Here is a 22,279-nt window from a genome sequence, read left to right as displayed (position 1 = left end):
TCCTTAGTTGAAGCCGACCACTTTCTGGCTGATCTTGTAGGCCGCCACGGCGATGGCGCGGCCCGCCGCGCCGGGCAGGTTCATCACGATGCCAAACAGACCCCAGCGCAGTTTTTTGTAGACCCAGGGGTCAGAGGTGCGGATGTAGTTCCACAGCTGGCGCTTTTTCTCCAGATGCTCCGCCTCGCCGCCCCGGATGAGCAGGATGGAGGAGACGGTGGTGATGATCTCCAGATAGTTGAACAGATACTTGCGCAGCCGGGGCTCCTTCACCGCCTTCAGGTCCACCTGTTCCAGCATCAGCTTGTTCACCCGCAGCTGCTGGTCGATGCGGCGGATCATCACCGTCTCGTTCACCGACTGGTCGTTGCGGCCGATGTAGTAGTGGTAGAGGTCCACATCCAGGTAGTAGAGGGTCTTGACCCAGCGCATGGGCACATAGACATAGAGGTTATCCACATAGAAGGTGTGGCGGGGCAGGTCCAGCTTGCAGTCGCGCAGCAGCTGGGTGCGGTAGATGACCGAGTGCATCAGGATGTACTGGCCCTTGCGGAAGTGGCCCGCCTCGGCCCAGGTGAAGGGCTTTCCCTCGGGCAGAACGCCCCGGTACTCCATCACCTTTTTGTGCTTTGCGCCCACCTTGTCGTAGATGTAGTTGCAGACCAGCAGGTCCACCGGCTCACCCTCGGCAAAGCCGCGCAGGGTGTCCAGCACCTTGGGGTAGGCCTCCTCGTCCAGCCAGTCGTCGGAGTCCACCACCTTGAAGTAGAGGCCGGTGGCGTTTTTCAGCCCGGCCATCACCGCCGCGCCGTGGCCGCCGTTCTCCTGATGGATGGCCCGGACGATGCCGGGATACTTCGCTTCCAGCTCATCGGCGATGGAGGCGGTGTCGTCCTTGGAACCGTCGTCCACCACCAGGATCTCCACCTCGTCGCCGCCGGGCAGCAGCGTTTCCACGCAGTGGCGCATGTAGTCCTGAGAATTGTAGCAGGGGACCGCAATGGACAGAAGCTTCACGCTTTTCGTCCTCCTTCGATTTGTTGTTGCCGTGCGCGCCAAAAGGCCGCACACAGATATTATACACGATTTTTGGAAAAATGGGGCACAAAATTTGCACTTTTTCATGCCGGACAAAAAGGAACGGGCGTTCCTACACCTATAACGGTGCAGGAACGCCCATTTTTTCATTTCGTGTCCGAGCGGTGCTCAGGCAGCCTTTGCGCTCTCGGGGAAGATCTTCTTGTTCACGAAGAAGAACACCACCATCGAGATGCCGCCGTTGAGCACGGTGGTGCCGATGTTGTAGATGAAGTCGGGCACCAGCAGGCCGGCCACCGCCACCCACACGCAGTTGATGGAGTTGACGATGCAGGTGATGACGATGAACGCCGCCACATACCAGGCGATCTGAGGGCCGATCTTGCCCTTGGAGCGGAAGACGAAGCTGCGCTGGATGGGGAAGTTGATCATCTCGCCGATGACCATGGCCACCATGTAGGCGCAGAAGTAGGCAAGGCCGCCGTGGGCCTGGTCGTAGCCCAGGATGTTCCACTCGAAGGTCTCGCCGAAGAGGGTGACCGGGATGCCCGGCCAGCCGAAGGCGGTGTCGCCCAGGCCCGCGAAGGCCGCGGGCAGAAATTGCAGCATCAGATACTTGAACACGGTGATCAGGTTGCTGACGATGACGAACAGGCCGCCCTCACGCACCCACTTGGCGGCGGCGGGGTGTTTATCCGCAAAGTTGTTCCAGAACTTCATTGTTTCCTCCTTGTACCAGGCGTTGTTCCAGGCTGTTCTGCGCCTGGCGGTTGCGGGGCATCAGCCCTTCGCGGCGTTTTTCTCGGCCTTGGCGATGCGGGAAAGGCTTCGCCAGCCGCGCCATACCTGCCCCAGGCCCTTGAAGAAGTGGCCGTTGACCATCACCAGGATGCCCTCGGCCATCTCCATGCTCACCATGCCGTTCATCATCTTGGCGATGCCGCGGAAGGGCATGTTGTAGATGAACAGGATGTTCAGGTCAGGCTTGCCGCCCGCGATGCTCTTTTCCTTCATGCCCGTCAGGATGCGGCCCGCCAGCCGGGCGATGGGGTTCCTGGCGTAGTACATCTGGCAGATGGCGTCGTTCATCTCCAGCAGCTTGGTCTCGTCCCATTTGCCCTGGGGCACTTCGCGGCCCAGCAGGGCGGCAAAGGCCTCGTCGGGCACATCGTCCAGTTTGAGGTCGTAATAACAGGCCAGCGCTTCCTTGTCCGCGGTGGCCTGCACGGCCTCGCCCGCCACGTTCACGCTGCCGGTAAGGCGGATGCCGGCGCAGCTGGAGCCCACCATCACGGTGTACTCGCCGCCCTCCACCTTCCAGGCCCTGGCCTGCGCATCGTACCAACGGAAGGCCTTGTCGTCCAGGGGGATGGCGACCCGGCGGCTCTCCCCTTCCGCCAGGCGCACCTTGGCAAATCCCTTCAGTTCCTTGGCCGGCCGCAGAATGGCGCTGCCGGGCTTGCCGACATAGACCTGCGCCACTTCGGCGCCCTCCACACTGCCGGTGTTGGTGAGGGTGAAGCTGACCTCGGTCTCGCTCACCGCAAGGTCGCTGTAAGCGAAGGTGGTGTAGGACAGGCCGTAACCGAAGGCAAACCGCACGGGCTTGTTCGCCGTTTCAAACCAGCGGTAGCCCACGAAGGGGCCCTCCCGGTATTCGGCGGTGCGCTGGCGGCCGGGCCAGTAGTGGCTCACCGGCTCGTCGGCCCATTCCAGCGGCCAGGTCTGGCTCAGGCGGCCGCCCGGGCACACCTGCCCGGTGATGACCCGCAGGGCGGCGGAAGCGCCCGCCTGCCCGCACAGGCCGGTGTAGACCAGGGCCTTGCAGTGCTCCAGCCAGGGGGTCTCCACCGGGCTGCCGGCGGCCAGGACCACCACCACGTTGGGGTTGGCCGCGGCCACCGCTTTCAGCAATTCCACCTGGTTGCCCGGCAGGCGCATGTGCTCCCGGTCCAGGCCCTCGGTCTCGCTGATCTCCGGCAGGCCCATGTAGAGCAGCACGGTGTCCGCCTGCTTTGCCAGGGCCACGGCCTGCTCGGTGAGGGCCTTGTCCACCGCGTCCGCCCGGGTGAAGCCCTGGGCGTAGCCCACGCTCTCCAGGGGCATCTTGTCCAGCACGTCCAGGGTGCACTCCAGCTTGGTGGGGTTCACCAGGCTGCTGCCCGCGCCCTGGTAGCGGGGGGTGGCGGCAAAGTCGCCGATGACGGCCACCTTCGCGCCGGCGGCCAGGGGCAGGATGTTCTCCTCGTTCTTCAGCAGCACCACGGCCTCTTCCGCCACCTTGGCGGCCAGAGCGTGGTGGCCTTCCTTGTCGAAGCTGCCGTCGGCCTTTTCCTTCGGGGCCACCGCCAGGATGACGTCCAGCAGTTCGTCCACCCGCTGGTCCACCACTTCCTCGCCGATGACGCCCGCCTTCACGGCGGCGGCCAGCTGGCGGTCGGAGTCGCCGGCGGTGCCGGGCATCTCCAGATGGCTGCCCGCGCGCACGCCCTCCACATGGTCGTTGGAGCCGCCCCAGTCGGTGACCACGGCGCCCTCAAAGCCCCACTCGTCCCGCAGGATGTCGCTGAGCAGCGTCTTGTCCTCGTTGGCGTAGGTGCCGTTGATCTTGTTGTAGGAGGACATGATGAATTTGGGCTTGCCTTCCTTGACGGCGATCTCGAAGTTGGTGAGATAGATTTCCCGGAAGGTGCGCCCGTCCACCACGCTGTCGCTTGCCATGCGCAGGGTCTCCTGGCTGTTGGCGGCGAAGTGCTTGGGGCAGGCGGCGATGCCCCGGCTCTGGATGCCCCGGATGTAGCCCGCGGCCAGTTTGCCCGCCAGGATGGGGTCCTCGGAGAAGTACTCAAAGTTGCGCCCGCACAAAGGGCTGCGCTGGATGTTGAGGCCGGGGCCCAGCACCACGCTCACCCCCTGCGCCACCGCCTCCTCGCCCAGGGCCGCGCCCAGTTCCTCGCCCAGGGCGGGGTCCCAGGTGCAGGCCACGGTGACGGCGGTGGGCCAGCAGGTGGCGGGCAGGCTGGCGTTCAGGCCCAGATGGTCGCCCTCGCCCACCTGCTTGCGCATGCCGGTGGGGCCGTCGGACAGGTAAATGGTGGGCACGCCCAGCCGCTCCACCGACCGGGTGCTCCAGATGTCCCGGCCGGACAGAAGGCCGCACTTTTCTTCCAGGGTCATCTGTTCGATGAGTTCCTTGTGTTTCATTCGTCAAGCTCCTTGTTCTGCCGGGCTTTACGGCCATGGGGCGGAGCCCGAAGGCCCCGCCCCGGAATGACCGAAAAAGCGAAAGGTTGTTATTCGGCGGCGCCCTCGCCCTCAGCCACAGTCACAACGGGCTGCTCGGAAACGCGGCGCTTGTAGTTCTTGACCGCCTTGATCTCCAGGGCCGCCAGGATCAGCACCAGCACGGCGTCGATGCCGTAGCCGATCAGCTGCCAGGTGGGCAGGCCGGGGTTCAGGTTCTCCTCCATGTAGGCGCGGCTGTTGACCACGGTGTAGAGGATGTTCTTGCAGGCCTGACGGGCAGCCAGAACGCCGGTGGCGCTGGTGGTGTCGGTCAGGTAGTTGGTCTCGGTGGGGTAGTTCACCAGGCAGAAGTCGGTGCCGTTGCGGATGGCCTGGTCAGCATCCATGTAGCCGTAGACGCCGAAGTAGTCGGTCAGGACCATGCCCACGAAGCCCCACTCGTCGCGCAGAACGGTGTTGCACAGGGCGTTGGAAGCGCCGGCCCACTCGGTGCCGACATAGTTGAAGGAGGACATCACCGCGTCGGCGCCGCCTTCCTTCACGGCCAGCTCAAAGGGCTTGAGGTAGATCTCGCGGATGGACTGCTCGTTGGCCCAGGTGCAGAGCATGGTGTTGCGGTTGGTCTCCTGGTCGTTCAGAGCGTAGTGCTTGATGTAGGAGTACACGCCGTGGCTCTCGGCGCCCTGCACGGCCTGGGCGGCCAGCTTGCCGCTGAGCACGCCGTCCTCGGAGTAGTACTCGAAATTACGGCCGCTGAAAGCGGAGCGGTGGATGTTCATGGCGGGAGCGTACCAGCCGGACACATCCAGGTCGTCGGCCATGCGGCCGATGGAGGAACCGAACTTGTAAACGGTGTCGGTGTTCCAGGTGGAAGCCATCATCACGGTGCCGGCAAAGCCGATGGAGCCCTGCTGGGTGAAGTTGTTGTTGATGGAGGCAGGGCCGTCGCAGTCGTAGGTCTGCACCTTGCCGATGCTGTTGATGGGAGCGGTCTGATAGCCGCCCATGGCGATCAGCTCGCTCATCTCAGAGACGGTGAGCTGGTCCAGGAAGGTGTCCCACTGGGGGTCGTCATAATCAAGGCCCCGCATCTGGACCAGTTGGATGTTGTTCTGGGCGCCGGTGGTGGGCATCACGTCGTCGGCGTTGTTGTAGTTGTTGGGGTCGTAGTTGGCGTTGTTCAGGAAGGTGGCCTTGTCCTCCTCGCTCATGGACATGCTGGCGGGAGCGGCAGTGGCCTCGGCGTAGTTGGCGAAGTGGTCGGCACGGGACAGGTAAGTAACGTCGCCCTCCACGTTCTCGAACTGGTTGGCGGGAGCGGTCAGGTCGTTGGAACGGCCCTCATCGTAAACGATGGTCTCGGGCACGTTGTACACGCGGCTGTCCAGCACGGTGTGAGAGTCGGAGTTGATGCTGATGACGTAGTCGCCGGCCTCCAGCACGTAGGCGGCAGCGCCGTAGGTGTCGTAGGAAGCCATGTCCTCAGCCTTGAAGCTGATGGTCAGGGTCTGGGAAGCGCCGGGCTCCAGGATGTCGGTCTTGTCAAAGGCCACCAGGTTGGCAGTGGCTTTCTCGATGCCGCCGTTGGTGTAGGGCGGGTTGAAGAAGACCTCGACCACGTTCTTGCCGGCCACGCTGCCGGTGTTGGTGACGGTCACATCAAAGCTGATGGTGTCGCCGTCCACGGTCAGGTCGCTCATGGTCTGCTCAAAGGTGGTGTAGGACAGGCCGTAGCCGAAGGGGTACACGACGGTGGAGTCGTAGTCGATCAGGCCCTCGGCGGCGGCGGTCTCGTAGAACTTGTAGCCCACGTAGATGCCCTCGACGTAGTTCACGAAGCTGGGCATGGCGGTGACTTCCTCACCGGTGGAGAAGTTGGTGGAGACCACGGCGTGCTCGTCCATGTTGTCGTACATGAACTGGCCGAAGTTGTTGACGATGGGGGTGTTGAACAGGTCGTAGACGAAGGTGTCAACGGTCTTGCCGGAGGGGTTCACCGCACCGGCCAGCACCAGGCCCACGGCGTCAAAGCCGTTCTGGCCGGGGCAGGGAGTGTAGACAGCGGCGTCCACACCGTACTCCTCCAGGAAGCCCAGCTCCATGGCGTTGTTGGTGTTGATGAGCACGATGACCTTGTCGAAGTTGTCGCACACCATCTGCAGCATCTCTTCCTCGCGGTTGCTCAGCTGCAGGTAATGGTCGCCTTCATCCCAGTCGTTGCCCTCGTTCAGGGTGTCGTCGTACACGCCGTTGAAGTAGGAGTTGCCGGTCAGAGCGTCCCGCTCTTTCCAGGTGCCGTCCACGACGGCGGCCATGTCGGTGGGCATGTCGGCGTTCTCGCCGCCGGGCCGGGAGATGACCACCAGCGCGGTGTCGCTGAACTCTTTGGCGGAGGCCATCAGTTCGTCGGTGTAGGCGCTGACGTTGGGCTCGGGCAGGGTCCAGTCCTGGGCCCACATGCCCACGCTGGGACGCTCGGCCTGATAGGCCTCGTAGAAGTCCACCAGATCCTGGTTGACGTTCAGGCCGGCGTTGGTCAGGCCGGTGATCAGGTCGGTCACGGCGTACTGGTCGTTCAGAGCGCCGGAACCCACGCCGCCGTAAACGGGGGCGGTGGAAGCCCAGCCGAAGACGTTCACGTTGGAGCCGCCGGCCAGGGGCAGGGCGCCGTTGTTCTCCAGCAGGGTCACGCCTTCGCTCACCAGCTCGGTGTTGACCTCGTAGGCCTCGGCCATGCTCTCCTCGGTGATGGAGCCGCCGCCCATGGCCAGGTTGATCATGGTGAACATGGGTCCGAAGCAGATGGTGTTCACCACGATGATGACGGCCAGAGCCAGCGCCACCAGGGCGCTGCTGCGGGCCAGCTTTCTCTTGGCGACGGGCAGAGCCTTGCAGGCAATGATCACCGCCAGAGCGACGACGAGAGCAACGCCCAGCACGATCAAGTGGGTCTTGACGCTGGCCAGGACGTTGATCACGTCTTGAATGTTGATGGCTAACATTTTGCGATTCCTCCTTGCGTATCGTCCGCCGGGCGCTTTTGGGCCCGCGCGTTATCACGGTTCATACTTTAACACAAATTTCACCCGAAAGGCCGCCGGAGGGACAAACTGCCATTTTTGCGGCACAAGTGGGAAAACGCTTTGTGCACTTTTGCAACGAAAAGCCCGGCTTGTTTGTGTAACACGCACAAGTCGGGCTTTTTCTTTACCATTATTTTTCCTGCGTGCCCTCTGCCAGCGGCAGCAGGATCTTGAGTTCGAACCAGTTCTTCCGGGTGTTCACCGTCACGGTGCCGCCGTACTTCTGGGCGGTGCGGCGGATGCTCTTGAGGCCGTAGCCGTGGTAGTCGGTGTTGCCCTTGGTGGTGCGGGGCAGGCCGTTCTCGAAGGTCAGCTCCCCTTCAAAGCAGTTCTCGAAGCGCAGCAGCGCAAAGTTCTTCTGGCGGGACACCGCCACGTGGATGAGGCGTTTCTCCTTGTCCTCGATCTTCTTCACGCTCTCGATGGCGTTGTCCAGCGCGTTGCCCACCAGGGTGCACAGGTCCATGGGGCTCACCCCCGCCAGCACCGTGCCGTCGGCCACCGTGGTGAGGTGGATGTCGTGCTTCTGGCAGTAGAGGCTCTTGCCGGTGAGCAGCACGTCCAGCACCTGGTTGCCGGTCTTGTTCTGGGCCTCGTAGGTGTTGATGTCGCTCTCCATCTCGTCCAGCCAGGCGCTGCGGCGCTCGGCGTCCGGCTCGGCCCGCAGCGCGGCGATCTGGTGCTTGAGGTCGTGGTATTTGCGGTTGATGAGGTCGATGCTCTCCCGCGACTGCTGGTACTGGGCGTACTGGCTGCGCAGGATGCTGTCCATGGTCTCCAGCTCGTGACGCACCTGCAGCTCCGCCCGCTGCAGGTGGTAGGCATAGAGGATGGCGATGCCTCCCAGGTCCACCAGCGTGCGGATGTTGAAGATGTCGCCCACATACTGGCTGCTGAAGGGGGTGTCCGCCTGGGTGTAGCTCAGGTTGCTGATGAGAAAGGCCGACGCGCCGATGATGGCGGCGTTGGCCAGTTCCCGGGGGGTGATGGTGATGGGATGCTCCGCCGCGTGGCTGCGGGCCTCCAGCAGGAACATCAGCCCGAACACCACGGCATAGACCACCGCCAGAAAGGCCAGCCGGGCAAGGAAGCTGTCCTGCCCCGCCAGATTGGCGTAGTGGTAATAGAGCTGCCACTCCAGCGAAGCGCCGAACTCCGCCAGGATGAAGGCCCGCACGGTGTAGTAGCCGGCGTTCAGCGCGCCCCGGCCGCACGCCAGGAACAAGAACAGGAACATCAGCCCGATGGCCGCCAGCATGCAGGGGATCCACAGGGGCAGGGGCACGTCGTCGGTGGCCACCAGAAAGATGCTCTGCACCGCCAGCATACCCGCCGCAAGGCCCCAGAAGCGCAGGCTGCCCCGCTTTTCGGGCAGCAGCGAGAGGATGTAGACAAGGCAGGCCAGCCACTCCGCCAGCGCCGTGTACAGGCGGGGGATGTCCGCCAGGTCGCCCGGATTCATTTGACCACCTCGCCCACATAGTCGGTCAGCGCCGCCAGAAACTCATTCTTGCGCCCCCGGCTGATGGGCAGGGCGTGTCCGCCCACGATGGCGCAGCCGTCCCGCACGCCGTCCACATGCTCCAGGTTCACAAGGCAGCCCTTGTTGCAGCGGAAAAAGCCGAAGCTCTCCAGCTTTTCCTCCACCTCCCGGATGGTGCCGGTGGTGGTGTGCTCCTCCCCGTCGGTGACGAACACCAGATTGTGGCCCTGGCTCTCCACATAGAGGATGCGGGAGATGTCCAGCTTGCGGGCCCCGCCCCGGATGGCGATGGTCATATAGCGCCTTGCCCGCCGCTTCATCCGGCCGATGGCCCGCTCCAGCCGCTGGCTGAAGGCGAAGTAGCTCACGGGTTTGAGCACATAGTCCAGCGCGTCCACCGCGTAGCCCCGGATGGCGTACTGGGCCATGTTGGTGATGAAGATGATGACCACCTCCGGGTCCACCTTGCGTATCTCCTCGGCGGCGGTCATGCCGTCCATGAATTTCATCTGCACGTCCATCAGGATGATGTCGTACTGGGCGCGGTATTTCTCCAAAATCTCGTCGCCGTCGCAAAAGCGCACCGTCTCGAACACCTCGCCGCTCTCGTCGGCATAGCGCGCCAGATACTCTTCCATCTGCTTCGCGCAGGAGTCCTCGTCCTCCACAATGGCGATGCTGATCATGGGCTTCTCTCCTTTCCTGAAATGCTTTGGGGCCGGCGGGCCGGCCGAACATCCTTTGGAACAAGTGAACAAGGCAGCGCGCCAGACGATGGTCAAACTGCCGAAAAAGGCGGCAAACGGCGCGGCAGCAAAGCCAAGGCTGCCCGCCCCGGCCAAGCAGCCGCGCCGCGAAGGTCTATTCTTTTTTCGCCCTTATCAGGGGATGAACACGCCGTGGATGGCGCTCACCGCCCGGTCGGCCTCTTTTTCGTCGATGATGACGCTGATCTTGATCTCGCTGGTGCTGATCATGTGGATGTTGACGTTGGCCTCGAACAGGGCCTCGAACATGCGGCTGGCAACGCCGGGGTTGGACTGCATGCCCGCGCCCACCACGCTGACCTTGGCGTAGTTCTTTTCCACTTTGATCTCCTTGCCGCCGAAGCGGGGCTGGTTCTCCTTCAGCACCTCCACCGCGTTCTCGGCCTCGCCCAGGGGCACGGTGAAGATCAGGTCCTTGTTGCCGCCGCGGCCGGTGGACTGCAGGATGATGTCCACGTTGATGTTGCGGCTGGCCAGGGCCCCGAACACTTTAAAGGACATGCCCGGCACGTCCGGCACCTCCATGATGGAGATCACCGCCACGTCGGTGTCCTTGGCAACGCCCTTGATGAGCATTCCTTCCATATCGTCTGCTACCTCCTTCACGATGGTACCCGGCACCGGGTTCAGGCTGGAGAGCACCTCCAGCTCCACGCCGTATTTCTTGGCAAGTTCGACGCTGCGGTTGTTCAGCACCTGGGCGCCCAGGCTGGCCAGCTCCAGCATCTCGTCAAAGCTGATCTGTTCCAGTTTGCGCGCGCCGGGCACCTTGCGCGGGTCGGCGGTGTAAACGCCCTCCACGTCGGTGTAGATCTGGCAGCGGTCGGCGTGCAGCGCGGCGGCCAGCGCCACGGCGCTGGTGTCGGAGCCGCCCCGGCCCAGGGTGGTGATGTCCTCCAGGCGGTTCATGCCCTGGAAGCCCGCCACCACCACCACGCGGTTGCGGGCCAGCTCGCTCTCCACCCGCTCGGTGTCCAGCCGGCGGATGCGCGCCTTGGAATAGGCGCGGTCGGTGATGAAGCCCGCCTGCCAGCCGGTGAGGCTCACCGCCTGCACTCCCAGCACGCTCAGGGCCATGGCCAGCAGCGCGATGGAGATCTGCTCGCCGGAAGCCAGCAGCATATCCATCTCACGCCGGCTGGGCTCGCTGGTGATCTCGGCTGCCTTGGCGATCAGGTCGTCGGTGGTGTCGCCCTGGGCGGACACCACCACCACCACGTCGTTGCCAGCCTTGCGGGTGGCGGCCACGATGCGGGCCACGTTGAACACCCGGTCACGATCGGCCACGGAACTGCCGCCGAATTTTTGCACGATCAAGGCCAAATTTCCTCAACTCCCTCTATCAACAAATGCCTCCTGGCATAAGTGTATGCATTTGCACGGTCTTATTCTACCACAGCGCCGGTGTTGTCCGCAAGCATCCGCCGCAGCGAGAAGGCCAGCGTCTCCGGCGTCCCGGCCAGAAGCTCCTCGGCGCGGCCGAAAAAGTCGCTGTTGTCCCGGTGGACCACCGCCATGATGGTGGGGCCCGCGCCGGAGATGTAGACCGCGTAGGCCCCCAGGTCCCAGGCCAGCTCGAAGATGCGCTCGCCGCCGGGGATCAGGGGCAGACGGTACTGCTGGTGCAGCGCGTCCTTGGTGGCCACCTTCAAAAGCTCATAGTCGCCGTCGCAGAAGGCGGCGGTGGCCAGCGCCGCCCGGGAAAGATTGTACACCGCGTCCGCCCGGTCCACCGTTTTGGGCAGGGCCGCGCGGGCCTTCTCGGTGAGCAGCTTGAAGTTGGGGATGAAGGCCGCGAATGCCAGCTCCTCGTCGATGGGCTTGCGCACGCTGTACACCTGGCCCTCGTCGTAAACGCTGGTCACAAAGCCGCCCAGCATGGCCGGGGCCACGTTGTCCGGGTGGCCCTCGATGCTGGTGGCCAGGGTGAGCATCTGCCGCCGGGTGAGGGGCGAGCCCAGCAGGGCGTTGGCCCCCAGGATGCCCGCCACGATGCAGGCGGAGCTGGAGCCCAGGCCCCGGGCCATGGGGATGGGGTTCTCCTGCCGGATGCGGATGCCCTTCAGGGGCTGGCCCAGCTGGTCGAACACCGCCTTGGCCGAGCGGTAGACAAGGTTGCCCGGGCCGGTGGGGATGAGGGTGCCGTCGCTGGCCAGGATGTCGATGCGGTCGCACTCTTCCAGGGTGACGGTGTTGTGCATGGAGACCGCGAGGCCCAGCGCGTCAAAGCCGGCGCCCACGTTGGCGCTGGTGGCGGGCACGGTGACTTTTACCATAAACGCTTTCCTCCCTCAATCGGTGAGCTGGCGCAGCACCAGCTCCACTTTGCCGCCCAGGGCTGTGACCTTGCGGGCGGCCTCCTCCAGCCCGCGGGGGGCGATGTAGGTCACGAGATAGGCCGCCTCGCTGCCGTCGTCGCTCACCAGCTCGCCCTCGCCGTAAAGCGCGGGCAGCACGGTGGCGGGCAGCCCCTTCACCCGCACATAGCAGGTGGCGGGGGTGGGGTCCTCCAGCAGGCCGTCGAAGGGCTCGCTGGGCTGCCAGAACAGGCTGTCGTGGATCTTCGCGCCGTGCTTGAGGGCGTCGATCACGTCCGCCACCACCGCGCTGGCGGTGGGCAGACGGCCCGCGCCCTTGCCGTAGAACACCACGTCGCCCAGCATGTCGCCCTTCACCAGCACCGCGTTGAACACGTCGTCCACGCTGGCCAGCTGGTTGGATCTGGGCACCAGCATGGGCTCCACCGCGGCGGTCACCCGGCCGGTCTCGTCCCGCCTGGCCCAGGCGATGAGCTTGATGACGCAGTCCAGCCGGGCGGCAGCGGCGATGTCCGCCACCGTGATGCCCCGGATGCCCCGGGTCGGGATGTTTTTGGGATAGAAATGATGCCCGAAGGCGATGCTTGCCAGAATGGCGATCTTGCGGCAGGCGTCGGGGCCGTCCACGTCGTCGCCGGGGTCCTTGGTCTCGGCGTAGCCCAGCTGCTGGGCGATCTTCAGCGCGTCCTCAAAGCCCATCTCCTCCCGGGCCATCTTGGTGAGCATGAAGTTGGTGGTGCCGTTCACGATGCCCTGCACCTGGCTGATGACGTTGGCCGCAAGGCACTGGTGCATGGGAGTAATGATGGGGGTGCCGCCGCCCACGCTGGCCTCGAACAGAAAGGCCGCCTTGTGCTCTCTGGCCAGAGCCAGCAGCTCGGCGCCGTAGGTGGCCACCATCTCCTTGTTGCTGGTCACCACGCTGCGCCCGCTCTCCAGCGCTTTCCGCACATAGGGGTAGGCGAATTTGGTGCCGCCGATGGTCTCCACCACCACCTTTATCTCCGGGTCGGCCAGGATGGTGTCGATGCTCTGCACAAACAGGGCCGCGTCGGGGTGATTGCTGAAGTCCCGGATGTCCAGGATGTATTTGACCTCCACGGGCTGGCCCGCGCGGCGGCTGACGCTGGCCGCATTGCGGCGCAGCACCTCCAGCACGCCGCCGCCCACGGTGCCGAAGCCCAGGATCGCGATCTTTGCCATAGGTCCCTTCGTTCCTTTCCTCTTCAATGCTGACTTTGTGCGCCCGCGTCACACGCCCTGGCGGATCTCCACCACGGTGCGCTGACGGCGCAGCTTCTGGAGCATTTCCTCCACGCTCATCTGCATGGTGTCGGTGCGCACGCTCACCGCCACCTGGGCCGCGCCGCTCTCCGGCGTGGACTGGTTGATGGTGACCACGCTGCCCCCCGCCGCGCTGATGCCCGCCAGCAGCGCCTGCAGCGCGCCGGTCTCGTCCAGCAGGGTGGCCAGCACGGTGATGACCTTGCGGCTGTTGCGGGCGTCGAACACGCAGTCCTTGTATTTATAGAAGGCGCTGCGGGACAGCCCCGCCTGCCGCACAGCCGACGAGATGTTGCGCACCGCGCCGCTGGCCAGCAGTTCCTTGGCCTTGAGCACCTTGATGAAAACGTCCGGCAGCACGCTTGCGTCCACCAGCAGAAAACGACGTTCCATACTCTTCCTCCAAATCCCCCGCAAAGGGCGCGATTGTACTCGATGAAAGCACATTTGTGTCCAAAGATGCTACAATGTTTATACTATACCACTTTGCCACGCCAAAGTGCAAGGGGCAGGTGCGGCCGCGGCGCGATTTTCGGCAAATGGAGCAGTTTGGGCCCCTCTGGCGCATTTCGTTTGCACACAATACACAAAGGGCCCCTTCTGTGCGCTCAGCGCGCACAGAAGGGGCCCTTGCCGGTTCGTATCAGGGATGCAGGGTGCAGTAGCCGGGCATGTTGTCGGCGGTGTAGTAGCCCACTGCCGTGTTGGGGCAGTTCACGGCCAGTTCGCCGCTCTCCGCGCAAAAGCGCGCCGTCTGCACGTCGTCGCTCACCGGGAAGCTCTTGGTCTCCAGGTCGGCCTGGATGGTGTCCATCAGCTGCTTCCACGCCTTCTGGATGGGCTTTGCGTTCTGGCCCTTCTTCACGTCGGTGAAGTCATAGGGCTGGTCGTAGCCCCACCACACGCCGGTGACGTAGTAGGGGGTCAGGCCCACGAAGGTGAAGTCGTGGTTGTCGGTGGTGGTGCCGGTCTTGGCGGCGGCCTCCATCTCGCCGGCAGGCTTGATGGTGGTGCCGGCGGTGCCGTTGGAGCCCAGAACGCCCTGCAGCAGCCGGTTCATGATCATGGCGGTGCTGGGCTTGATGGCCTGGGTGTGCACCACGTTGACGGTGTTGTCCAGAATGACCTCGCCGGTGACGGCGTTCTCCACGATGGTGTACAGGTGGGGGGTCACATACTCGCCGCCGTTGCCGAACATCTGGTAAGCGGCGGTGAGCTCCATCAGGCTGATGCCCTCGGAAAGGCTGCCCAGCACCATGGGGGCGTAGTCCGCATCCGCCTCGGTGAGGTGGGTCATGCCCAGGGTGTCGTGGGCGAAGCTGTACATATAATCCTTGCCCACGCGCTGGCCCACACGCACCGCGATGGTGTTCTTGGAGCGGGCGATGGCGGTGTTCACGGTGACGAGAGCGCCGTCGCCGAAGCCCTCATAGTTCTTGGGCCAGTCCTGCCAGATGTCGGGGTTGGCCAGCACCTCGGGGGCGTCGTTTTCAAACATCTTGGTGCCGTACTGGGGGTAGGAAGAACGCAGGTTTTCCTTGACGATCTTGCCCACGCCCATATCGGGCAGGGCGGTGGAGTAGTTGATGAGGCCGGAGTCGATGCCCAGGGAATAGGCCGCCAGCGGCTTCATGGTGGAACCCACCGACCGCTGGGTGCCGCCGTACTCGGGGGCCACCGCGCGGTTGAGCCCCAGGTCGGTGGTCTTTTCGCCAAGGCCACCCACCAGCGCCAGCACCTGGCCGGAATAATCCATGGTGAGCATGGCCGCCTGGGTGCGGGCGTTGTAGTAATACACCGGCTCGCCGTCGTCGTTGGTGCCGGTCTTGTAGGTGCCGTCGTCGTTCACCACGATGTTCTCCAGCTCGGAGGGCTCGGGCACCTGGCTTTGCAATATCTCCTCCTCATGCCACAGCGCCGGGATGGCGTCGTCGGCGTTGAGCATGATCTTCTCCATTTCCTCCTGGAGGAAGGGGTCCATGGTGGTGTAGATGCGCAGGCCGCCGTTGTAGATGAGGTTGTGGGCCTCGGCGGCGGTGTAGCCAAGCTCGTCCTGCAGCTGCTTTTGCAGCATCTTGTACACCGCGTCGGCAAAGTAGGAGTTGTTGGAGGAGGTGGTCACCACCTCGGCCTCCTTCTCCTCCGCCAGCACCAGGGGGCTTGCCACCGCGTCGTTGTATTCCGAGTCGGTCAGCTTGCCCTGCTCGTGCATCAGCTGCAGGATCCAGTTGCGGCGCTGCAGGTGCTGCTCGGGATTGGTGTAGGGGTTATAGCCGGTGGGGTTCTTGGTGATGGCCGCGATGCTGGCGCACTGCGCCGGGGACAGCTCGGCCAGGTCGTCGATGCCGAAGTAGTTGGACGCGCCCGCCTTGACGCCGGCGATGGAGCCGGACAGGCTCACCGTGTTGAGATACGCCTCCAGGATGGTGTCCTTGTCGTAGCGCTTGTCCAGGCCCAGGGCGCGGAAGATCTCGCGCAGCTTGCGGTCCACCGAGACGTCATCGTCGCCCAGGATGTTCTTGATGAGCTGCTGGTCCAGGGTGGAAGCGCCCTGCATGCTGTCGTAGATGGGGAAGCCCAGCTTGGTGGCGATGTAGTTGACGCCGGCGGCGAAGGTGCGCTTGAAGTTCACGCCGCTGTGCTCGTAGAAGTCCTTGTCCTCCACGCAGATGAAGGCCCACTTGAGATAGGGGTTGGACTCGATCTCCTGCAGGTCCACCCATTCGCGGTCGTTGCTGTCGTGCCATTCCTCGGTGACCACCCACTCGCCGGTGTCGTGGTCCCGCGCCAGCAGCTGGCTGGTCTGGGCCAGCTCCAGGTTGGTCAGGTCCAGCAGCTCGGCGTCGTTGGCGGTGATCTCCACGGCGTAGAGGCTCAGCAGAACGGCCAGCACGCTGCCCACCATCACCCCCAGGCAGATGCAGGCGGCCACGAATTTCATGAAGCCCTTGAAGATGCGCATGCCCTTGGACTGCTTCTTGCCGCGGGGCCCGTGGGAACCGCTGCCCTCCCCCGGCTCCTGGCCCGCCGGGCGCGAAGAGCGCCGGGGCGAAGAGGAGATGCGGGAAGGCCCGTTCTTGGCGCTGCCGGTGCGGGAAGTGCCGCGGGGCGCGCTGCTCCGTGCGCCGGAATGGGACTCGCCGGAGTGAGACGGGGCGTGGGCACTGCCGGACGCGTGGGACGCGCTGCCGGTGTGGGCCGCGCCGGTGCGGTTGAGTTTCCGGCCCTGGCCGGAACCGGCGGAGCCGGCGCTGTGGGTGCCGGAGGTGCCGGAGCCGTCGGGCCGCCGGATGCTGCGATGCTCGTTGGAGTCTATGAGGACCGCCTCCTTTGCGGAAAATTCGCTGGATGTACTGTGGCGAAAACCGCCCGCCGTCCGTGTTTTCGCGCAAACGAAAACAGACGGCCGCGGACCGCCATGTTGGTATTATACCACAACCCACCCCGCCAAGTACAGTGAAATCCCATTGAAAACTGTATGAACCCGCCGCACCGGGTCAATACTGGCCGTGAAAGGGGGTCTTGCCAATGACCAAAGTCTGGGTGTCACTGCTGGCGGCGGTGTGCGCTTTGAGCCTGGGGCTGAGCCTTTTCTGGATGGTCCGGCCCGCCCGCACCGGTCCGGAGAGCGCCGCGGCCGCGCCTTACATTTTGAAGGACCACGGCGGCAGGCTGGCGGTGTTCGCCGCGGAGGGCGGCGAGCCGCTGCGGGTCTACGACGTCTACACCCACCTGCTGCCCGAGAGCGACGTGGCCGCCCTGCAAAAGGGCATCCCGGTGGAGAGCGAAGAGCGGCTGGACCGGCTGCTGGAGGACTTCGGCGCCTGACGGCGGGGCTGCGGCCCCGTCGCCCTTTTCGGGGGAGGCGCGCCCCTTTCTCGGTTGCTTTTGTACGGGGGCTATGGTACAATGATTTTGTAAAAAATTGTAAACAAACGGAGGCGTCACCGTGGACCTTTTACGCAGTGATTTCGACCCCGCCCTGGTCTTGCAGCAGAAGCGGCGCATCAAGCGCGAACTTTTGCAAAAGCCGGGCCTCATCCCCAAAAAAGTGGCCCTGATGAGCGGCAGCACCATCGGCGAGATCAAGAACATCCTGGAGCTGTTCTTGCTGGCCAACGGCATCCAGCCGGAATTCTACGAGGGCGGCTATTCCCTGTTCTTCGAGAATCTGGTGTTTGACGACGGGGCGTTGAAAGCCTTCGCGCCCGACTTCATCTTCATCCACACCAGCCAGCGGAACCTGAAGCTCTGGCCCGAGGCCGAGGACGACGCCGCGGCCTGCGAGGAGAAGCTGAACGCCGAGTTCGCCCGCTTCGAGCAGGCGGCCAAGGCGGCGCTGGGCTTCGGCTGCCCGGTGGTGCTCAACAACTTCGATCTGCCCCTCTACCGGGTGATGGGCAACCGGGAGGGCGTGGACGTCCACGGCCGGGTGCGCTTTGTGCGCAAGCTGAACGAGAAGCTGGCCGCCCTGGCCGAGGCCACCCCGAACCTTTACATCAACGACCTGGCCTATCTGCAGGCGCTTTACGGCATGGACCGCTTCAGCGACCCCACCGCCTGGTACGCCTACAAGTACGCGGTGAGCCTGGAGTGCCTGCCCTATCTGTGCCAGAGCGTGGCCAACATCATCAAGAGCCTCTTGGGCAAGAACAAGAAGGCCCTGGCGCTGGACCTGGACAACACCCTCTGGGGCGGCATCATCGGCGACGACGGCGCCGAGGGCATCGTGATAGGCAGCGAGACCCCCGCCGGCATGGCCTACGCCGAGTTCCAGGGCTACCTGAAAGCCCTGGGCAAGCTGGGCATCCTGCTGAACGTGTGCAGCAAGAACGAGGAGTCCATCGCCCGCACCGGCTTCGAGCGGGCGGACAGCGTTTTGAAAGCGGACGACTTCCTCTGTTTCAAGGCCAACTGGGACCCCAAGCACCTGAACATCGCCGCCATGGCCAAGGAGATCAACATCCTGCCCGAGAGCTTCGTCTTTGTGGACGACAACCCCGCCGAGCGGGAGATCGTGCGGCGGGAGCTGCCCATGGTCACGGTGCCGGAGCTTTCCTGCCCCGAGGAGTACATCGCCGCCATCGACCGGGCGGGGTACTTTGAGGTGACCACCCTCTCGGCGGACGACAAAAAGCGCGCCGAGATGTACAAGCAGAACGCCCAGCGCGCTCAGCTGGAGCAGAGCTTCGGCAACTACGACGACTACCTCAAGAGCCTTGATATGGTGTGCGAGATCGGGGCCTTCGACGCGCCCCACGCCGAGCGCATCACCCAGCTCATCAACAAGACCAACCAGTTCAACCTCACCACCCGCCGCTACACCGCCGCCGAGGTGGAGAGCCTGCTGGGCAACGACGAGTACATCACCCAGTACGGCCGCCTGGTGGACAAGTTCGGCGACAACGGCCTTGTCACCGCCATGATCGGCCACAAGCAGGGCGACGTGCTGGAGATGGACCTGTGGATCATGAGCTGCCGCACCTTCAAGCGGAGGCTGGAGCACGCCATGTTCGACGAACTGGTGCGCCGCGCCGCCGAAGCGGGGGTCAAGACCATCGTGGGCCACTACTACCCCACCGCCAAAAACTTGCTTGTGAAGGATTTTTATGCTACAATCGGCTTTGTAAAAACCGCCGAGGACGAGGCCGGCAACTGCACCTTCGAGTTCACCGGCTTCGAGGGCTACCAGCCCCAGTGCGGCGTGATGGAGATCAAACGGGTCTGACCCGAAAAGGAGCGTTCAAACAATGGATAAGCAGAGCATTTTTGATGCCGTGCAGGAGATTTTCCGCGACAACTTCGACGACGAGGAACTGGTCATCACCCGTGAGACCTGCGCCGACGACATCGAGGACTGGGACAGCCTGGAGCAGATCAACCTGCTCACCGCCATGGAGAAGAAATTCGGTCTCAAGTTCAAGCTGGAGGACGTGCGCGGGCTGGAGAACGTGGGCGATCTGCTGGACCTGATCGAGCGGCTCACCGCCTGATCTTATGCAGCCAAAAGGCCGGGCACCTGCCCGGCCTTTTTTGAAGAAAAAGGAGTTTTGCACCCATGAACAGCTACACTCTGGCCGACATCACCCCCGGCATGACCGAGAGCTTCACCGTCACCGTGATCGAGGCCATGATGGACGCCTTTTACGCCGTTTCGGGCGATAACAGCCCCATCCACATGGACGCGGACTACGCCGCCGGCCGGGGCTATCCCGGGCGGGTGGTCTACGGCATGCTGGGCGCCAGCTTTTTCTCCACCCTGGCGGGGGTCTACCTGCCCGGCGAGCACTGCCTGCTCCACAGCGTGGAGGCCAAGTTCGCCAAACCCGTTTTCATCGGCGACACCCTCACCGTCACCGGCAAGGTGACCGAGGTGAACGACACCTTCGGCGAGATCACCGTCAAGGCGGTCATCGAGAACCAGAACGGCCAGAAGGTCACCCGCGGGCTCATCAAGGCCGGCGTGGCGAAATAAGGAGGACATATGAGCAACGTTTATCTCATCACCGGCGCGTCCAGCGACGTGGGCTGCGCGCTCATCCGCCGCCTGTGGCAGCCGGGGGATGTGTTCATCGCCCAGGGCGCGGGCGACCTGGGGGGCCTTGCCGAGCTGTGCAAGGAGCACCCCGGCTCCATCCGCACCTACGACGTGGACCTGACCAACGAAAAGGCGCTGGAGACCTTCATCGCCGACGTGCAGGCCAACTGCCCCGCTCCCACCCACTTCGTGCATCTGCCCGCTTTGCGGGTGGTGAACACCAAGTTCAAGAAGTTCGACGAGGAGCGCTTTGAAAAGGACATGAGCGTGCAGCTGCGCAGCGCGGTGGCGCTGTGCAAGGCCTTTGTGCCCGCCATGGCCAAGGCGAAGAAGGGCCGGGTGCTCTTCATGCTCACCAGCTACCTGCTGGGCCTGCCCCCCAAGAACACCGCCGCCTACATCATGGTCAAGAGCGCCCTGGGCGGCCTTGCCAAGAGCCTCGCGGCGGACTACGCCCCCTATGGCGTGACGGTGAACTGCGTGGCTCCCAGCATGATGGAGACCAAGTTCCTGGCCGACACCAGCGACCTGATCGTGCAGGCCAGCGCGGAGGCCAACCCCATGGGCCGCAACGCCACCCCCGCGGACGTGGTGCCCGCCATGGCGTTCCTTCTGAGCGATGAGGCCGGCTTCATCACCGGCGTCACCCTGCCCATCACCGGGGGCAGCGCCCTGTGAGCGCCCCGGTGCTGCGCCTCGCGGCCCCGGACGAGGCCAAGCGAGTGGTGGATTTCGTCAACGCCAACTTCGACTGGCGGCTCCCTCTTATCAACAGAGAGGAATATTTTAATTTTTATTACAAAAGCGGCAATGCACTGCAGTTCGCCCTGGCCGAAGAGGAGAGCGTTCTTGTGGCCGCCGCCGGCTACATCCGGGCTTCGGACGCCCCCGACGCCGACGTCTGGGTGTCGGTGTGGGTGGCGGCCAAGGGCCACAACGGGGTGGGCCTGGAGTTGATGGCCGCCCTGCCCCGGCTCACCGGCGCGCAGGTGGTGGCCTGCAACAACATCCGCCCCAAGACCATGGCCTTCTACCGCTTTCTCGGCTGGCACGCCGACCGGGTGGGCCACTTCTACCGGCTGGCAGGTCTCCCGGAATACCGGCTGGCCCGGGTGGCGGATCCCACCGTTCTGCCCGCCGGGGGCGACCTTTCGCTGGAGCTGGTGGAAGGCCCCGGGGCGCTGGCGGCGCTGGGCATGCCGGACAGCCCCCATACTCCCCGCAAGGACGTGTGGTACATGCAGCGACGGTATTTCGCCTTCCCCCATCTGACCTATCAGGTGTATGCCGCGAAGGAGCAGGGCCGTCTGCTGGCCTATCTTGTCTGCCGTGTGGTAGACAGCGGCCAGGGCAAGGCGCTGCGCATCGCCGATTTTGTGGGCGGCACTTCCCTGCTGCCCCGGTTGGGGGCGGCCATCGACCGCCTTTTGAAGACCAGCGGCGCGGAGTACGCCGAGTGCTACTGCGCCGGGGTGGACCCGGCGGTGATGGCGGCGGCGGGCTTTTGCGAGCGCAGAGAGGGCGATGCAAACATCCTGCCCAACTATCTGCAGCCGCCCCTGTTTGAGAACACGGAATACTACTATTTCACCAGCGACCCCGACCGTTTCGTGCTGTTCAAGGCCGACGGCGACCAGGACCGGCCCAATCTGCCCGCAGATTGAGCGGCCCCGAGGGGGCTTTTGCCCGTCTTTTCCCACCGGCAGCGGGCCGGCGGACACATAGAGAGAAGGAGACTGTGGTTATGAACACGATGGTACTGGGCATTGCCGGCGGCACCGGCAGCGGAAAGACCACGCTGACCAAACGGCTGAAGGAGCGCTTTGGCGATCAGATCAGCGTCATCAGCCACGACAACTACTACAAGCGTCAGGACGAGCTGACCTATGAGCAGCGCTGCCTGACCAACTACGACCACCCCAACGCCTTCGAGACCGAGCTGATGGTGGAACACATCAAGGCGCTGAAGGCGGGCGAGACGGTGCTGTGCCCGGTGTACGATTTTTCCCAGCACAACCGCTCGGACGACTTCATCCAGATCCACCCCGCGCCGGTGATTTTGGTGGAGGGCATCCTCATCTTCGCCAGCCCGGAGCTGTGCGACCTGATGGACATCAAGGTGTTTGTGGACACCGACGCCGACGTGCGCATTCTGCGCCGCATCGTGCGGGACGTGAAAAAGCGGGGCCGCACGCTGGACAGTGTGGTCACCCAGTACCTGACCACCGTGAAGCCCATGCACGAGCAGTTCGTGGAGCCCAGCAAGCGCCGGGCCGACCTCATCATCCCCGAGGGCGGCAAGAACCCGGTGGCGGTGGAAATGCTCATCCACCGGCTGGAGAGCCATCTGGCCAGCGCCGCAAAGGAATAAACGCAAATGAAAAGCCGCCGCGCCCGGCATCACCGGTGCACTTGTCAAGCAAAAGTAGACACAGAAAAGCAATTTAGAGGAAGCCCCGTTCAGACCTGTACTGAACGGGGCTTTTATAGCCCAAAGCGGCGGCAGGTCGATCATGATTGAA

General features: G+C 64.0%; 18 protein-coding genes. 7 read left to right on the top strand and 11 right to left on the bottom strand.

Annotated elements, in window-relative coordinates; genetic code table 11:
- Window positions 1-3: 3 nt before the first annotated feature.
- The 11 genes from ACMI1Q_RS00090 to ACMI1Q_RS00040 form a co-directional block, all read right to left on the bottom strand.
- Entirely contained in the window at window positions 4-1,017 is a 1,014-nt protein-coding gene (locus ACMI1Q_RS00090; protein ID WP_419502362.1) for a glycosyltransferase family 2 protein, read from the bottom strand.
- A 189-nt stretch (window positions 1,018-1,206) separates the two neighbouring features.
- Entirely contained in the window at window positions 1,207-1,758 is a 552-nt protein-coding gene (locus tag ACMI1Q_RS00085) for a GtrA family protein (protein ID WP_177521889.1), read from the bottom strand.
- A 60-nt stretch (window positions 1,759-1,818) separates the two neighbouring features.
- Window positions 1,819-4,242: a glycoside hydrolase family 3 C-terminal domain-containing protein gene (locus tag ACMI1Q_RS00080; protein ID WP_419502361.1), complete on the bottom strand. Its 2,424-nt coding sequence runs from the start codon at window positions 4,240-4,242 to the stop codon at window positions 1,819-1,821.
- A gap of 89 nt (window positions 4,243-4,331) precedes the next feature.
- Window positions 4,332-7,286, bottom strand: a complete 2,955-nt coding sequence (locus tag ACMI1Q_RS00075) for a glycoside hydrolase family 3 N-terminal domain-containing protein (protein ID WP_419502360.1) — start codon at window positions 7,284-7,286, stop codon at window positions 4,332-4,334.
- Between the two features lie 211 nt (window positions 7,287-7,497).
- A complete protein-coding gene (locus ACMI1Q_RS00070; protein WP_419502359.1) occupies window positions 7,498-8,829 on the bottom strand; it encodes a GHKL domain-containing protein in 1,332 nt (443 codons plus the stop codon).
- Window positions 8,826-9,536 (bottom strand): LytR/AlgR family response regulator transcription factor, encoded by a 711-nt coding sequence (locus ACMI1Q_RS00065; RefSeq protein WP_419502358.1) that lies wholly within the window; start codon window positions 9,534-9,536, stop codon window positions 8,826-8,828. Before ACMI1Q_RS00065 ends, ACMI1Q_RS00070 begins: the two co-directional genes overlap by 4 nt.
- A 195-nt stretch (window positions 9,537-9,731) precedes the next feature.
- Window positions 9,732-10,940 carry an aspartate kinase gene (locus ACMI1Q_RS00060; RefSeq protein WP_394979365.1) on the bottom strand — a complete coding sequence of 403 codons (1,209 nt, stop codon included), beginning with the start codon at window positions 10,938-10,940 and terminating at the stop codon, window positions 9,732-9,734.
- A gap of 62 nt (window positions 10,941-11,002) precedes the next feature.
- Window positions 11,003-11,893 (bottom strand): homoserine kinase, encoded by an 891-nt coding sequence (thrB, locus tag ACMI1Q_RS00055; protein WP_419502357.1) that lies wholly within the window; start codon window positions 11,891-11,893, stop codon window positions 11,003-11,005.
- A 15-nt stretch (window positions 11,894-11,908) separates the two neighbouring features.
- Window positions 11,909-13,138, bottom strand: coding sequence for a homoserine dehydrogenase (locus ACMI1Q_RS00050; protein ID WP_419502356.1), 1,230 nt, complete (start codon window positions 13,136-13,138; stop codon window positions 11,909-11,911).
- Between the two features lie 48 nt (window positions 13,139-13,186).
- On the bottom strand, window positions 13,187-13,612 hold the full coding sequence (locus ACMI1Q_RS00045; RefSeq protein WP_177521897.1) for an ACT domain-containing protein: 426 nt from the start codon (window positions 13,610-13,612) through the stop codon (window positions 13,187-13,189).
- A gap of 250 nt (window positions 13,613-13,862) precedes the next feature.
- Window positions 13,863-16,181 carry a transglycosylase domain-containing protein gene (locus ACMI1Q_RS00040; RefSeq protein WP_419502355.1) on the bottom strand — a complete coding sequence of 773 codons (2,319 nt, stop codon included), beginning with the start codon at window positions 16,179-16,181 and terminating at the stop codon, window positions 13,863-13,865.
- 566 nt (window positions 16,182-16,747) lie between these two features.
- On the opposite strand from ACMI1Q_RS00040, the gene ACMI1Q_RS00035 reads away from it, so the two are divergent.
- The 7 genes from ACMI1Q_RS00035 to udk all read left to right on the top strand — a co-directional run bounded on the left by ACMI1Q_RS00035 (window position 16,748) and on the right by udk (window position 22,128).
- Window positions 16,748-17,047: a BofC C-terminal domain-containing protein gene (locus ACMI1Q_RS00035; protein ID WP_177521838.1), complete on the top strand. Its 300-nt coding sequence runs from the start codon at window positions 16,748-16,750 to the stop codon at window positions 17,045-17,047.
- A 121-nt stretch (window positions 17,048-17,168) separates the two neighbouring features.
- Entirely contained in the window at window positions 17,169-18,947 is a 1,779-nt protein-coding gene (locus ACMI1Q_RS00030; protein ID WP_419502354.1) for an HAD-IIIC family phosphatase, read from the top strand.
- 22 nt (window positions 18,948-18,969) lie between these two features.
- A complete protein-coding gene (locus ACMI1Q_RS00025; protein ID WP_177521839.1) occupies window positions 18,970-19,212 on the top strand; it encodes an acyl carrier protein in 243 nt (80 codons plus the stop codon).
- A gap of 65 nt (window positions 19,213-19,277) precedes the next feature.
- Window positions 19,278-19,694 carry a MaoC family dehydratase gene (locus ACMI1Q_RS00020; RefSeq protein ID WP_419502353.1) on the top strand — a complete coding sequence of 139 codons (417 nt, stop codon included), beginning with the start codon at window positions 19,278-19,280 and terminating at the stop codon, window positions 19,692-19,694.
- A gap of 9 nt (window positions 19,695-19,703) precedes the next feature.
- Window positions 19,704-20,435 carry an SDR family NAD(P)-dependent oxidoreductase gene (locus ACMI1Q_RS00015; RefSeq protein ID WP_330058044.1) on the top strand — a complete coding sequence of 244 codons (732 nt, stop codon included), beginning with the start codon at window positions 19,704-19,706 and terminating at the stop codon, window positions 20,433-20,435.
- Window positions 20,432-21,421: a hypothetical protein gene (locus ACMI1Q_RS00010; protein WP_419502352.1), complete on the top strand. Its 990-nt coding sequence runs from the start codon at window positions 20,432-20,434 to the stop codon at window positions 21,419-21,421. The genes ACMI1Q_RS00015 and ACMI1Q_RS00010 overlap by 4 nt, the downstream gene beginning before the upstream one ends.
- A gap of 80 nt (window positions 21,422-21,501) precedes the next feature.
- The gene (udk, locus tag ACMI1Q_RS00005) at window positions 21,502-22,128 is read left to right on the top strand and encodes a uridine kinase (RefSeq protein WP_419068571.1); all 627 of its coding nucleotides are present in this window, start codon (window positions 21,502-21,504) and stop codon (window positions 22,126-22,128) included.
- Window positions 22,129-22,279: the final 151 nt, after the last annotated feature.

It is taken from the genome of Candidatus Allofournierella excrementavium, from assembly GCF_048526665.1.
Taxonomy (GTDB): domain Bacteria; phylum Bacillota; class Clostridia; order Oscillospirales; family Ruminococcaceae; genus Allofournierella_A; species Allofournierella_A excrementavium.
Note: the sequence above shows the minus strand (reverse complement) of the source record. Positions and strands in the feature narration are given on the sequence as shown.

Excerpts from the sequence above, each read along its gene's own strand:
- ACMI1Q_RS00070 (WP_419502359.1), bottom strand. The coding sequence starts at position 8,829 with ATGAATCCGGGCGACCTGGCGGACATCCCCCGCCTGTACACGGCGCTG.
- udk (WP_419068571.1), top strand. The coding sequence starts at position 21,502 with ATGAACACGATGGTACTGGGCATTGCCGGCGGCACCGGCAGCGGAAAG.
- ACMI1Q_RS00025 (WP_177521839.1), top strand. The coding sequence starts at position 18,970 with ATGGATAAGCAGAGCATTTTTGATGCCGTGCAGGAGATTTTCCGCGAC.
- ACMI1Q_RS00045 (WP_177521897.1), bottom strand. The coding sequence starts at position 13,612 with ATGGAACGTCGTTTTCTGCTGGTGGACGCAAGCGTGCTGCCGGACGTT.
- ACMI1Q_RS00040 (WP_419502355.1), bottom strand. The coding sequence starts at position 16,181 with ATGCGCATCTTCAAGGGCTTCATGAAATTCGTGGCCGCCTGCATCTGC.
- ACMI1Q_RS00050 (WP_419502356.1), bottom strand. The coding sequence starts at position 13,138 with ATGGCAAAGATCGCGATCCTGGGCTTCGGCACCGTGGGCGGCGGCGTG.
- ACMI1Q_RS00065 (WP_419502358.1), bottom strand. The coding sequence starts at position 9,536 with ATGATCAGCATCGCCATTGTGGAGGACGAGGACTCCTGCGCGAAGCAG.
- ACMI1Q_RS00015 (WP_330058044.1), top strand. The coding sequence starts at position 19,704 with ATGAGCAACGTTTATCTCATCACCGGCGCGTCCAGCGACGTGGGCTGC.
- ACMI1Q_RS00035 (WP_177521838.1), top strand. The coding sequence starts at position 16,748 with ATGACCAAAGTCTGGGTGTCACTGCTGGCGGCGGTGTGCGCTTTGAGC.
- ACMI1Q_RS00075 (WP_419502360.1), bottom strand. The coding sequence starts at position 7,286 with ATGTTAGCCATCAACATTCAAGACGTGATCAACGTCCTGGCCAGCGTC.
- ACMI1Q_RS00080 (WP_419502361.1), bottom strand. The coding sequence starts at position 4,242 with ATGAAACACAAGGAACTCATCGAACAGATGACCCTGGAAGAAAAGTGC.
- ACMI1Q_RS00085 (WP_177521889.1), bottom strand. The coding sequence starts at position 1,758 with ATGAAGTTCTGGAACAACTTTGCGGATAAACACCCCGCCGCCGCCAAG.
- thrB (WP_419502357.1), bottom strand. The coding sequence starts at position 11,893 with ATGGTAAAAGTCACCGTGCCCGCCACCAGCGCCAACGTGGGCGCCGGC.
- ACMI1Q_RS00020 (WP_419502353.1), top strand. The coding sequence starts at position 19,278 with ATGAACAGCTACACTCTGGCCGACATCACCCCCGGCATGACCGAGAGC.